The organism is Mucilaginibacter sp. RCC_168 (genome assembly GCF_041355315.1).
Lineage (GTDB): Bacteria > Bacteroidota > Bacteroidia > Sphingobacteriales > Sphingobacteriaceae > Mucilaginibacter.
Genome location: NZ_JBFUPN010000043.1, coordinates 15,084 through 29,009, shown reverse-complemented (window position 1 = coordinate 29,009; position 13,926 = coordinate 15,084). Strand labels below are relative to the sequence as shown.

At 39.3% G+C, this 13,926-nt stretch carries 11 protein-coding genes; 9 read left to right on the top strand and 2 right to left on the bottom strand.

Annotation, left to right across the window (positions count from 1 at the left end):
- Nucleotides 1-159 precede the first annotated feature (159 nt).
- The 6 genes from AB6735_RS27385 to mobC all read left to right on the top strand — a co-directional run bounded on the left by AB6735_RS27385 (nucleotide 160) and on the right by mobC (nucleotide 8,118).
- Complete coding sequence (locus AB6735_RS27385) at nucleotides 160-3,222, top strand: TrlF family AAA-like ATPase (RefSeq protein WP_370999377.1); 3,063 nt, start codon at nucleotides 160-162, stop codon at nucleotides 3,220-3,222.
- Nucleotides 3,223-3,302: 80 nt separating this feature from the next.
- On the top strand, nucleotides 3,303-3,929 hold the full coding sequence (locus AB6735_RS27380; RefSeq protein ID WP_370999376.1) for a hypothetical protein: 627 nt from the start codon (nucleotides 3,303-3,305) through the stop codon (nucleotides 3,927-3,929).
- 78 nt (nucleotides 3,930-4,007) lie between these two features.
- A complete protein-coding gene (locus AB6735_RS27375; protein ID WP_370999375.1) occupies nucleotides 4,008-4,175 on the top strand; it encodes a hypothetical protein in 168 nt (55 codons plus the stop codon).
- 140 nt (nucleotides 4,176-4,315) lie between these two features.
- Nucleotides 4,316-4,726 carry a mobilization protein gene (locus AB6735_RS27370; protein WP_370999374.1) on the top strand — a complete coding sequence of 137 codons (411 nt, stop codon included), beginning with the start codon at nucleotides 4,316-4,318 and terminating at the stop codon, nucleotides 4,724-4,726.
- Nucleotides 4,708-5,991 carry a relaxase/mobilization nuclease domain-containing protein gene (locus AB6735_RS27365; protein ID WP_370999373.1) on the top strand — a complete coding sequence of 428 codons (1,284 nt, stop codon included), beginning with the start codon at nucleotides 4,708-4,710 and terminating at the stop codon, nucleotides 5,989-5,991. Before AB6735_RS27370 ends, AB6735_RS27365 begins: the two co-directional genes overlap by 19 nt.
- A gap of 18 nt (nucleotides 5,992-6,009) precedes the next feature.
- Nucleotides 6,010-8,118, top strand: coding sequence for a conjugal transfer protein MobC (mobC, locus tag AB6735_RS27360; RefSeq protein WP_370999372.1), 2,109 nt, complete (start codon nucleotides 6,010-6,012; stop codon nucleotides 8,116-8,118).
- A gap of 479 nt (nucleotides 8,119-8,597) precedes the next feature.
- On the opposite strand, the gene AB6735_RS27355 is transcribed toward mobC, so the two are convergent.
- A complete protein-coding gene (locus tag AB6735_RS27355; RefSeq protein ID WP_370999371.1) occupies nucleotides 8,598-10,151 on the bottom strand; it encodes an IS630 family transposase in 1,554 nt (517 codons plus the stop codon).
- Nucleotides 10,152-10,197: 46 nt separating this feature from the next.
- Nucleotides 10,198-10,539: a hypothetical protein gene (locus AB6735_RS27350; RefSeq protein WP_370999370.1), complete on the bottom strand. Its 342-nt coding sequence runs from the start codon at nucleotides 10,537-10,539 to the stop codon at nucleotides 10,198-10,200.
- 88 nt (nucleotides 10,540-10,627) lie between these two features.
- Between AB6735_RS27350 and AB6735_RS27345 the strand changes: the two genes are divergently transcribed.
- From AB6735_RS27345 to AB6735_RS27335, 3 genes are all read left to right on the top strand, one after another.
- Complete coding sequence (locus tag AB6735_RS27345; RefSeq protein WP_370999369.1) at nucleotides 10,628-11,257, top strand: hypothetical protein; 630 nt, start codon at nucleotides 10,628-10,630, stop codon at nucleotides 11,255-11,257.
- Nucleotides 11,258-11,474: 217 nt separating this feature from the next.
- A complete protein-coding gene (locus tag AB6735_RS27340) occupies nucleotides 11,475-11,651 on the top strand; it encodes an NUMOD4 domain-containing protein (RefSeq protein ID WP_370999368.1) in 177 nt (58 codons plus the stop codon).
- Nucleotides 11,652-12,271: 620 nt separating this feature from the next.
- Entirely contained in the window at nucleotides 12,272-13,621 is a 1,350-nt protein-coding gene (locus AB6735_RS27335) for a hypothetical protein (RefSeq protein WP_370999367.1), read from the top strand.
- The last annotated feature ends 305 nt before the right edge of the window (nucleotides 13,622-13,926 follow it).

The following is a 13,926-nucleotide window of genomic DNA, read 5'->3' as shown; positions in this document are numbered from 1 at the left end:
AAGGAAAATGGCCGGTTGGAACCACAAATTTCTACTTTCATTAATCGCTAAATCAAATTCCTAATGCGTCAGCCCTGTAGTTGCGAGCATTTAGTATTTTATATTAGAAATAAATATCTACCTTGTTATTAAGATTTAAACCCAAATCACATAATTAGAATGAACATATCTCGTGGCTCCATTTGGAAAAAGGCGGACTTCCACATTCACACTCCTTATTCCGCATTATCAAATGAGTTTGGAAAGGACTTTGACTTGTATGTAAAAACACTTTTTAAAAGTGCTATCGAGAAAAAGATATCCATAATTGGGATAACCGACTATTTTACAATTGAAGGTTACAAACGGATTAAGAACGATTATTTAGCTAATGATGCTAAATTAAAAACGTTATTCGATGATGATGAAATAAGCAAAATAAAGGAAATCCTTATTCTGCCGAATGTCGAATTTAGGATAAATAAGATTGTTCAAATTAATAAGTATCAAAAAGATGGAACGGTAAAGACTGAAAATGGCAGAATTAATTTCCATATCTTATTTTCCAACGAATTAGATATAAAACTGATTGAAGAAAGTTTTCTACATGATTTAGATTTTGTTTACGAAGCAGATCCTGACCAACCGGATAAAAGAAAAAAACTAAAAAGTGACAATCTAACTCAATTAGGTGCTCGACTGAAATCAGAGCAACCAGAAATTACCGGTACAGATTTACAAGTAGGTATGATTCATGCTGTGGTGAATGATGAACAGGTCAATAGTACTCTTACCTCCAATAACGATTTTAAAGAGAAGTATTTAATTGTTGTACCCTCCGACGAGGACGTATCCAAAGTTTCTTGGAAAAGTCAAGACGGTTTAACGCGGAAGATTATTATATCAAGAGCAAATGCTCTGTTTAGTTCTAATCAAAATACAATTGAATTTGGCTTAGGTGAAAAAGCGAATTCGTCGGAAGAATTCTTAAAGGAATTTAAAACATTCAAGCCATGCATTTGGGGTTCAGATGCCCATTCTTTCGATAAGTTATTTGAGCCTGATAAGCAAAACTATTGTTGGGTTAAAGCATCTCCTACATTTGAAGGGCTACGGCAAATATTGTTTGAACCTAAAGATAGAGTTTTTGTTGGTGAATGGCCGGAACTCTTTAATCGTATAGAAGCTAATAAAAGCAACTATATCAATTCAATTAAAGTGAGTCAGGTTGAAGGGTATGATGAAAAAAAAGGTGTTTGGTTCAAAGATTTTAACCTTCCTTTAGGGCTAGAACTCATCGCTATTATTGGTAATAAAGGAAAAGGAAAAAGTGCAATTGCGGACATAATAGGATTGCTCGGTAATGCTCATATCAAAAAGGAAGATTTTTCTTTTTTAAATAGTGACAAATTTTGTCAAAAAGGCTATGCTGAGAATTTTACAGGGAAGATAACCTGGTTTGATAAACTGGCGACCGACAGAAAACTCAATGAAAATATCGATCTGACTGGAGTTGAAAGAGTTAAATATATACCTCAAGCATATTTGGAGAAGCTATGTAATAATGAAGATAGTGGTTTCACTATAGAAATAAACAAGGTCGTATTTTCTCGTCTTGATGACTCCGACAAATTAGGAAAGAAAAGCTTTGCTGAATTAGAGGCTTATAGGACTGAGCTATTAGATGAACAAATTAGCCAACAAATCGCAAAACTTACGCAGGTAAATAAGAATATTGATTATCTGGAGCAAAAATCGACCCCCGAATACAAACAAGGGATAGTCAATAAAAAAACTACTAAATCTCAGGAGCTTGCTTCTCACCAGAAAGACAGGGAACTGATAATAGTTGTAGAAAATCCAGAAAGTAATACCTCGTTATCTGAAGACCAGCGAAAAAAAGCAGAAAGAGCGACGAAATTGGATGAGGAAATTGATGGAGTAGAAATACTGATAGATGTTGAGCAAAAGAAGCTATCACGTGTAAAGATTGAGATATCTGACTTGGAAAATTTAATTCAAAGCGTCTTAGCCCAACAACAGTCTATCACAGAATGGAAAGCTATAAATTCTGAGGCTTTCACAAAATATAATTTTGATATTGATAAGGTCATCAGTGTTAAAGTAGATGTAAAAGCAATTCAAGATACAATCAAACCGTTAGAATTGGATCGAATAGGGACAGAAGAAAAGGTGTCGAATAACTCGCAACCCGAAGGCGTTGAAGAAAAAAGCTTTGTCGTAATGTTAAATAAACTTAAACGGCAGAAAATGGCTTTGGAAAAAGAACTAGAAAAGCCATTTAAGGATTATCAAGAGTACTTGTTAAAGATTAAAGAATGGGAGGCCAAATCGACTAATATACTTGGGTCTCCCGACTCTCCCGATACCATTAGATATTACGAAACCGAGTTAACCTATCTAGAAAAGCAACTTCCTGAGGAACTTAAAGAGTACAAAGTGGCAAGGATTCAATTAACAGTCAAAATTTTTGAACAGAAGAAACAAATACAAACCATCTACAATAAAATGAAGGAGGCAATTTCGGAAGTTCTAAAAGAAAACTCGGCAGAGCAAAATATTACGATTGAAACCTCTTTCAAGGTAGATAGGGGGTTTTATTCTCAGTTTTTTGATTACGTAAATCGTTATGGTGTTTTTTATCTAAATGGCGATGACGAAATCAGAAAGTTAATGGGCCGTTATAATTTTGACGAAGAAAAGCAGGTAGAAGCATTCTTGAATGATCTTGAAAATTTAGATGTTCGCTTCAAGGATAACAGAAAGGTTGATTTTTACAACTATATCTGTTCATTATCTTATCTACGTCCTGAATACGATCTTCGACTGAATAATAAAGGTTTAAGTCAGTTATCTCCTGGAGAAAAAGGCGGGCTATTATTGGTGTTTTATCTTGTCCTTGATAAGGATAATAAGCCGTTAGTAATTGATCAACCCGAAGATAACCTTGACAATCAAAGTGTCGCAGAAATCCTTGTTCCCTATATAAAGCGCGCTAAAAAGCTGCGACAAATAATAATGGTTACTCATAACCCTAACTTAGCTATCGTTGCTGATGCGGAGCAAATCATATACATGAATATTGACAAAGAGAACAAATTCATCGTATCTTCTGACGCCGGCGGGATAGAGGATAAAGTAATGAATAATCATATAGTAGATATACTTGAAGGTAAAATGAAGGCATTTGAAAACCGAAGAGTGAAATACAAGAAATATTAGCTCCTAAAAAAACTTATCACATGATGATCAAAGTATATTATAAACTTTCGAAATAAACATCCACATTCCGACTTTCAAGCATGAATCTAAAATCAACAGTTTACGGCGTTTTTATTTTGGAATCTTTAAAGCACGACGATTATTTTGACGGAGAAAACCTCTTTTCGATTTTTAATCTTTCCAACATTCCGACAGAATATCACTGGATTGATTCCAAATCGCATTTAAGAGAATTGCTAAGAGACTTTAGGAAATCTAAATTCCGTTATCTCTATTTATCCTGTCATGCAGATGAATATGGTATTGAAGTTAATGGTGACGACGTGTCAAATCATGAACTGCAAAAATTTACTGGAAACTTGACGGATATAAGGATTTTCATGTCGGCATGTAAGGGGGGTAATGATAGGCTTGCAAAATTGATGATTTCAAAATCAAATATATTATCGCTGATTGGTTCGCCAACAGATCTGGATATGGACAAAGCAGCTGTCTTTTGGCCTTCCTTTTTTTATGTAATGAAAGAGATTGACGAGAAAAAGATGAATAGAATGATGATCTCTAAGACCTTAAAAAAACTTGTGGATATATTCAATACGCCAATCAACTATTATAGTAAAATAAGTAACGATAAGAACTTCATGCGGCGATTGAAAATACGGCCAGGTAAAAATTCAGATAATATAAAACTGAAAATCAATTTATAAAATTCATTCGCATCTAACGTTCCCCTTGCGAACCGTCCCCATTTTCCCTCCCCACTTTTGACCATCAATTCGAAAGTCATGAAAAATCAACACGCGTTACCCGACCAAAAAGAACAGGCTTTTTACGGCCTTTACAATCCCAAGATCAAACGTATCCGACAGCAGCCGCGCCATCAAATACGACGGCTTTTGAAATCCTTTGTCCCGCTGATTCCACGCAAACAGCAAGACGACCAAATAATTTAACAATCGACTGCAGGGTCATTTTCTGCATTCGCCAGAATGCAGCAAGATGGATTTTTGTCCACAAAAATCATCTTGCCGCCCTTATGGTCGGGACGATGCTCGGAACTCGCATCGTCTGGAAATCTTTTAAAATGTAACCTATGGCAAGGAAAAAAGCAGTAGTTCAGGAGAGCCTTTTAACGTGCCCGGTCAGGACAAGGGTGACACAAATCACCTGGAATAAACTTGAAAAATTGCAGCAGGAAAGCGGTTGCCAAAGTATCGGTGAAGTGGCGCGGATGATATTAGCCAATGAACAGATCACCTGCTTTTATAAAGACGTGTCGCTGAACGCGCCCATGGAAGAAATGGCCCTGATCCGCAAAGAACTGAAAACCATAGGTATCAATATCAACCAGCAGACCAAATGGTTCCACCTGAGCAAATCCGATGCGCAGCGTGGTTTTTATGCGCTCAAAACCGCCCAATTATACCAGCAGGTCGGTGGTAAGGTTGAAGAATTGTTGGTTATCATTAACCGCTTAGCTGAAAAATGGTTGCACGTTTCGTGAACGGTAAAAGTATCCGGGGTATGCTGCATTATAATGAAAACAAAGTTGCTGCGGGGGAGGCCAGTTTATTACTGGCCAGCGGTTTTGCCGGTGATATCGGGCAGTTCAACCTGCAGCAAAAACTGCAGCGCTTCGAGTACTTGACCATGCTGAATACCCGGGTGAAGACTAACGCTGTGCACATCACGCTCAATTTTGATGAGCGGGATAAACTCAACAATGAGCAATTACAACAGATCAGTATATCCTATATGGAAAGGATTGGTTTTGGTGATCAGCCTTATTTAGTGTACAAACATACCGATGCTGCACATACTCATGTTCACATCGCCACCATCAATATCAAACAAGATGGCAACCGCGTTGATACGCATGCCATCGGTTGGAAATTATCCGAACCAGCCCGAATAGAACTGGAAAAGGAATATAATTTGGTACAAGCAAAGGGCAGGAAAAACAGCGACACTTTAACCATCAAGCCTGCTAATATTGAAAAAGCGATCTATGGTAAAACGCCTACTAAACGGGCCATCACCAATATTGTAAATGCTGTAATTCGCACCTATAAGTTTACCTCGCTGGCTGAATTTAATGCCATACTCAAACAATTCAACGTCACAGCTGACCGTGGCGGCGAAAACACGCTAATGAGGAAAAAAGGAGGTTTGATTTACAGCCTTACCAATAACAAAGGCGAGCAGGTGGGCATTCCTATCAAGGCCAGCGCCATTTATAACAAACCTACTTTGGCCAATTTGCAAGCTGCGTTTGATAAGAATATGGAAAAACGTAAACAATATAAAGAGCCGCTGAAAGAAGCTATTGAAAAGGTATTTAAACAATACAGTACGATCACTAAAAATACGTTCATTGGCGAACTGCAAAAGCAAAACATCCATGTGGCATTACGCAGCAATGACCAAGACTATACCTACGGCATTACCTATATCGACAATCAAAATAAAACAGTGTTCAATGGCAGCGATTTAGGAAAAGCATACAGCGCTAAGGCCATATTGCAAAGATTGAGCACAACAGATAAGAGGTTAAAATCCGAATTAAAAATTGAAAATCAACCAAGGCTGAGGCGTAATCAGCAAAGCGCAAAGCAACAAGCCCTAATTTACCTCAAACCGCCACAACAAACGAACTATCTATCACTGGCATTAGCTAAATATCAGCCGGAAGCCGCACCAATCCAGCCGCGCAAAAAGAAAAAGAGAAAGTCGAAAGATCAGGAACAAGATCAAGGATTGGATTTATAAAGACCAGAAAGGATTATCATGCACACGGGGGAAGATATACAGGGACTGCGCAAGATTGTGGACTTTACAAGGCTCATCAGTGTTTTTATACTGGCCATACACTTTTATATCTGCTGTTACCAGGCATTCGCGCAGTGGCACTGGACGGCAAATATTACCGACCGTATCATCGGTAATATTGTAAAAATGGGCTTATTTAATAATTGGTGGAAGCCCAAACTGGCAGCATTACTTTGTCTGGCTATTTCATTGGTTGGGGTCAAAGGCAAAAAAGATGAAAAAATTAATTATAAAAGCATAATGGCCTACCTGTTCAGCGGGTTACTCATTTATTGGATCAGCATCTTATGCTTTTACCTACACATGGATGTGGCGCTGATTGCCATAGTCTATATGGCACTAACTGGTGTAGGCTATTTATTAATGGTTACAGGCGGTACCTGGTTGTCCCGGGTGCTCAAAGAAAAACTGCATAAAGATATTTTCAACAGCGAAAATGAAACCTTCCCGCAGGAAGAAAGGAAACTGGAAAATGAATATTCCATCAACCTACCGGCCAAATACAATCTCAGAGGTAAAGTAAGGAACAGCTGGATCAACTTTATTAACCCCTTTCGTGGGTTATTGGTGGCAGGTACACCCGGCGCCGGTAAGTCTTATTTTGTTATTCGGCATATCATCGACCAGCATATCAAAAAAGGGTTTTCGATGTTCCTCTATGACTTTAAGTTTGATGATCTTTCCGTTTTGGCTTATAACGCGCTGCTAAAATACCGGGCTAATTACAAAATAAAACCTGCCTTTTGGGTCATTGATTTTGATAACATATATCACCGCTGTAATCCACTCGATCCGGAAAGCATGGATGATATCACTGATGCGACTGAAGCATCAAGAACCATCATGTTAGGCTTAAATAGGGAATGGATAAAGAAACAAGGCGACTTCTTTGTCGAAAGCCCGATCAATTTCTTAATGGCGGTGATCTGGTATTTACGGAAATACCGGGATGGAAAGTATTGTACCCTGCCGCATGTGATCGAACTGATACAGGCGGATTACGACCGTTTGTTTGCGATATTATTAAAGGAGGCGGAAATTATGGCGCTGATCAATCCTTTTATTTCGGCTTATAACCAGGGCGCCAAGCAGCAACTGGAGGGACAGATCGCCAGTGCGAAGATCGGTTTGGCGCGATTGGCTTCCCCGAAACTCTATTATGTATTATCCGGCGATGATTTTAAGCTGGATTTAAATAATCCTGACAACCCGAAAATTATTTGTATGGGTAATAATCCACAAAAACAGCAGATCTATGGCGCGGTATTGTCCCTCTACGTTTCCAGAATGATCAAACTGGTCAACCAGAAAGGTAAGTTGAAAAGCAGCCTGGTCTTTGATGAATTTCCGACGATCTATGTCGGGGGCGCTTCTGGTGTGGACGGGCTTTTAGCCACTGCGAGGAGCAATCGCATAGCCGTGACGCTGGCCGTTCAGAATTTCGAGCAATTAAAAAAGGATTATGGTGCCGAGCAGGCGGATGTGATTACCAGTATCGTGGGTAATATCATCAGCGGGCAGGCTACGGGAGATACCGCAAAGAAACTATCTGAGAATTTCGGCAAGATCTTGCAGGATAAGAACAGCATGACCATCAACAGCAGTGATGTCTCTATAGCCAAAGCTACGGCCTTGGATTATGCGATACCGGCATCGAAGATCGCGGCGTTATCATCCGGTGAATTTGTTGGTATGGTGGCGGATAATCCCGACCAGGAAATTGAATTAAAAATGTTCCATAGCCGAATTCAAAATGATCACGAAGCTATTGCAAAAGAACAGGCAAGTTATAAACCGATCCCGGAGGTGGAGTTTGTCAGCGAGGAAACGATACAGGAAACCTATGCGCAGATCAAGGCAGACATTGACGAGTTGTTTAAAAGCGAATTGGCTACGCTGGAGGACGGACACCCAGACAATAATAAACAAGCTGCGGGTACTTCCAAAGGCGCTGGTAAACGGCTTAGCCGCAGGCAGCAAAGCAGGCAGGAAAAACTGGGCCGCAGGAATGAGCGGGCCAATTCGCGTAAGTTGAAAAATGAGGCAAATAACAAAGCGGGTTCATAACCTAACGGACAGTCCAAATCGCTCTGAAGAATGGAGATACCGAACAGGTGATGTCCACGTGGTTTTATACGATTATGGCGCACGGTTTTGATCCGGTGATTGCCAAATTGACGAGTGTGGATCCGGAGGCTCTATGAAAAGTTGATTTTTCTTCGCAAAATGTGCGTTTTTAATGTTTAAATGAGTTTTTTTGGATTGCCCATAAATGTGATAGCCTTTATGGTGGCCTTTCAGATTAATTCAATTTCACCGGATTTTATAGGACGATTTGTAATGCAATATACCTCTAAAAATGGTTGAAACAAAGTGCAATTTTGTCTTTTTATAGCGGAAACGTCAACCATTGGCAATATATAGAACGACTTGTTTTTAATTGAGTACCATAAATAGTACCGATGCTATTTTGGATAGTCTAATCCGTTTAAAGAACATATAATTAATAGTCAAATAGAACGATTGTGCTATAATTGAAGGGGCGTTTATTTTTGAGATCTTTTTAGCTTCAGTTTACTCTTGCAATTATTGGTTTCCATAAAGACGGGTTTTACAATTTCTTTACCCCAAATCTTTTTACCTGCCTTTTTAGGGTTAGCCTGAAAATATTGGTTGCGTTCGGTAAAATAAAGATTAATGGCAGACTGGCACTCGTCAAGGGAAGCGTAATCGCTGTTGTGGATGACGGATTTGGCCATTCCGCTAAAGACAGATTCAATGACGTTCAGATATTGGGCAGATGAGGGGAGCGGGGCCAATTCTACCCAGGGTGTTCCGTTGGCATGCCGGAAACTTTCGGCATTGATGCTTTTGATATATTCCTTAAGCTTATTTGAGGAATGCCAGGGAGCGCAATCCCAGGACAGGTACAATTTGCTATTGCCCTTATATTGCTGTATTAAAACATCGACGAGTTTGAGCATTTCCTCCGTGTTTTTCTTCTGAGAGTAAAAGTGGGTCATTTGGTTTGTTGATAATTCCAGCGCGGCGGTCATGATATACCAGCCTCTGCTTTTTTGCAATTGCGGCACTGTTTTGATCTCACCAACTTTGGTCAGACTCCAGCCTGTTTTGATATTGACGACCGCCGGACCGTATTCATCGATAGAGAAAAATTTCTCATCCGGCTTCAGGTTGGAAAGGATACTTTTGATGTTATCCATCTTCTCCTGGTAATGCTTATCCGGGCTGGTCAGGCGCTCCCTAGACTTTTGAAACTGGTAACCCATCCTGTTCAAATGCTTCCCGATGGCATGTGGCCCCAAAGGACTTCCATAAACTTTTTCATATATTCTGGACATATCTGTCAGGCGCCAGGCCGTGCGGTTGAGGCCGTGCAATTTGGGCGTTTGCTGTAAAAGCCTGAGAATGTTTTCCTGCTTTAGTTTATTACCCGCTACTTTTTTAGGATCCGGCGTAAAAGTCTTGTGTCTTAAACCTTCGATACCCATTTCCTGGTAGCGCGCTATCCATTTTAAGATGGTTTCTTCAGTTACTTCCACCTGGACACACATTTCAGCAACAGGCCTTTTTTTTAAGGAATCCAGCACGACTACAGCTTTACGCCACAATTCGATATTCTGGGAATTTCGCCAAATGGTCAGCTCTTCTATATCTTCCTCAGCAATATGTTTAATACGCCTGGGGTAATACTTGCATATTTTATGCCTTTTTTGCCAGGCGTTAAAATAACTGTAAAAAAAGTAAAGTCCGCAGCCCCTGGGATATAGTTGACGATATTCTTTCCATAAGCTGACTTTTTCCAGGTAAGGTAACTTTGTATTTTCTACCAAATCGGGCAACACGCTCATCAGCTCGTCATAAAAGGGGTATCTGGGGCCTTGTTTTTTGGGTAAAAGAAAGGTAAAATCTTTCAGCTTGTGCGGGTACAAGCGCTCTATTTCCCGAAACTCCTTGAAGTACTTATAGACAGTATCCTTTTGTATTTGAAGTTCCCGAGCGATTGTGGCGCCTTTTGGTTCACCCTTAATATAATATCTCCGGATAATATTGATTTTTGACTTGACCAGCTTATCCATAGTTGATGAAATTAAATGACTTTAAGCAAGTTATTAAATATACGGGTCATACCGGAAGAATTCTGCTTATTCCGTAAAGACAGGAAAGTTCCGGGATGCTGATAATATAAAAATCAGTATCGAGCAGACTCCGGAAAAAGAAATCAACAGTAGCCCGGAACTCATCAATATCAATGCCGTTATTAAGGGGGCGGTCATCCGTTCCAATAGCCTCAAAAGTAAAACGGCCGTATTGAACTAACATGGCTTCTTCTCGATAAAGAGTCGCTTCTACAAATGAGATTTCAGCAGATCCCGTTCTGTTTTTATAAACGCGCACCCTGAACCCTTGGCCGGATTCCTCAATGATCGTCGAATTTCCTTTTATGCGTACGCGATAAGGTTCCACTTTTTTGTTATCTGGTTTTAAATATATGCTAAAAGTATTAGTAATTGTAGGCCATTTTTAGCAATTTTGTGTATAAAATTAATGAATTATGGCAGATAACTCCACTTTGATCGCCGTTAGCGCCTTTTCGGGACTGGCAGGTGCCTTGTTGACACAAATGATAGGTATGGTAAATACTTATTTCGTGGATAAAAGAAAACAGGACTGGGAATTGGCAACCCAACTCCGGCTCAAAAAAATAGAAATCGGTGAGAGTTTCTTTTTTGTTACCGGTGAGATGATGACTGCTATCAAGAAAAATATTGGGTATTGGAAGAACTGGAACAATGCCCGCACGGAGAAGAGCTTGGAATTCCTGCATAAGGAAACCTTTAAGTTCAATACCTATATGGAAAAACTCAATATGGACAACTGGAAGTTTAATCTGATCAGCTTATATTTTAATGTTTTATTTACAAACGATGAGGTGGTTCTGTGGAATATGAGATCCCGTCAGTTATACTTATTATATATTGATCTGGCGGAAAAGATACGTCATGCTGAGGATGGTGATGAAAAGGAAAAGTTATATCAGCAGTATGCTGTCGCCATATTTGATATGTGTGCTCATTATGAAGAAATATATAACCGGCTGGAGCATGACATGAATGTGGTGAGGACGCAATTATTGAACGAATTCGTATTTAAACCAGTTATCGGTATACAAAATTTTAAGTAAGGAGAATGTTTGCTATAAATTTGCAGAAGGCTACGAACAGGCGCTTGGATAGCACTTTGTTAGGAATAGGTGATAAGGTTTCTACTAAAGTCCATGAACTCAGCTCTGGTGATAGGAATTAGTCAGCTAAGATATAGGGCATACTATTGATCCAAAGGCATTTCAATAATACATATTTTCAGGTCCCGATCTGTAAAGATGCCATTCCTTCCGTTAGTTGGTCGGTTTTTTGTGTTATATTAGTAAAATCTACCGTTTTTACCCGCGATATCTGCTACTACTTATTCAATTCCTGTTTATTTCGATAAACACATTATACTTATCCCATGAAGTTTGGAAAGATATACCAGACTTTGAAAATTATTATCAGGCTTCCAATTTGGGCCAGGGTTGAATCGCTGGACAGAATCCTCGGTTAAAATAGCAATTTGTAAAAGGTATTGTATTGAGCCAGTCTGTACCTAAAAACACAAATATTAAGACGAAAGAGCCGATGATTACCTAAAACTACGGAGAATATTCCAGGAGACAGCAGGTTGCGCAGCATGACGTTAACGGAAATGTCATCCCAATTTTTGAACGTGTGCGCGAACCTTCACGAACAACACGGCTGGATGAAAAAGCGATAATTCAAGTAGCAAAGGGTGTTTATTCCCAATGGAACGGGCTTAAGTGGCAATATATTTAATAAGCAGTAGAATTTATTCCAAAAACAGATAAAACGTCGGGCGTAGCTCGTATTTACCGGGTAAGGATTTTCTTATGTGCCCAATATTAACAATTGTTTTAAATAAATTGTTAAATGTTATGAAAGTCTATTGGTTTGGATTGATAAATAATTATATTTGAGTGACCTGAACAATCATATATGACGAAATCATCACAGTAAGACCCAACCATTAGCCTTCAGAAGGCCTCATTTAAATAGCATTTTAATCTTTCCATAACAACTTAGTACCAATCTAATACAGATTGATCTTGGATATACATTCTTAATCAAACTTTTAGCCTATTATGAAGAAACTTTTTCTTTTCCTCGCTTTGTTTTTTAGTTTTTCATCATTAGTATATGCCCAATGGACCACCAATGGAGCTATTACTTCAACAACTAATTCAGTGGGTATAGGAACAACATCACCCAATACTCAGTTTGTAGTGGCTGGACAGGCAGGTGGGGTTGCTTCCTTTGGTGCTGATCAGAGTATAGGTTCTCAGGTGTATCTTAATATAGCTGGACGTGTACAATTTGGATATGATGGACTTACGCAAAACGGAGCTTTTCAGGGCACATCGGGTAAAGGTTTAAATTTTAATGTCAATAATAATACATTTGGTGCAGGCACAGCCATGACCATAATGCCTAATAGTAATGTGGGTATTGGTATAGTCACGCCAGATGAAAAATTGGTTGTCAATGGTAATATCAAAACCGTATTGGAATCCACTTATTACCCAGTCAAGAATGTAGTCACGATTAAACAATTAGGTCTTTCCGGAGTTACAGGTGCGATGAACTGGACCCTTAGAGGGGTGTATCAATACCCAAACGGAGTTTTGGGTAATGCTGATGGTGGCGACTTGGATATTATTAAATCGTTGGACGGTAATACCATTTTAGGAACGAAAACGGATGGCACTACATTAGGCAAAGTTGGCATTGGGACCACCACCCCACAAACCAATCTGCATGTAGTTGGTACCGGTACTGATAAGGATGGAGATAACAGCCGTCCCCTTGTTGGAGGAGGGTTAACTATTCAGGGAAACACCGGACAAAGATCAACCACCTCGGGGGCGCAATTAGAATTCGCAATTCCTACAAACGCTAACAATGCCGGCATGTGGGGACAAGCCAGAATTATTGCAGTTAACGGTACAGCCAATAATGGTGAAGTCAGAGGAAAAATGATCTTGGGTACCAGGAGGAATTTTGATAAATTAGGTACAGGCACTCAATATTATTATGGCGATGACCTCGTAATCGACCAGGCCGGCAACATAGGTATCGGAACAACCACCCCTAAAGAAGCCTTATCGGTAAACGGAAATATTCGCTCCAAACAAGTTACTGTTGAATCGGCCAACTGGCCGGATTATGTTTTCAAAAAAGATTACCAATTGCCCTCTCTTCAGGAAGTAAAAGCCTACATCGATCAAAATCAACATTTACCGGAAATACCATCAGACCAGCAAATTACTAAAGAAGGATTGAACCTGGGAGAAATGAATAAACTGTTGATGAAGAAAGTGGAAGAGCTGACTTTATACTTGATCGAAAAAGACAGGCAAGTAAAAGAATTACAGAAAACTGTGAAAAAACAAGATCAACGACTACTGGTTTTAGAAAACAAGGCGTCTATTTGATTTACGTTTTTAAACCCATACAAACTGGAATTGAAGCATTCTTAGTAGCCGCACTTTATACTGCCTCTATAAAGATCCTCTCCTCTATTCGCAGTCGGCTCGCAAAGAGTATTAACAATTGTTTTAAATAATTTGTTAAATATCAAGGATATCTATTTGGATTGATAAATAATTACATTTGAGTACCTGAACAATACTATATGACGACATTATCACAGTAAGTATCCCAAACCCTTAGCCTTCAAAAAGGCTCCAATCAAAAGGCGTTAATTCATTTCATAACAACCGAAGTCCCAATCTAATAC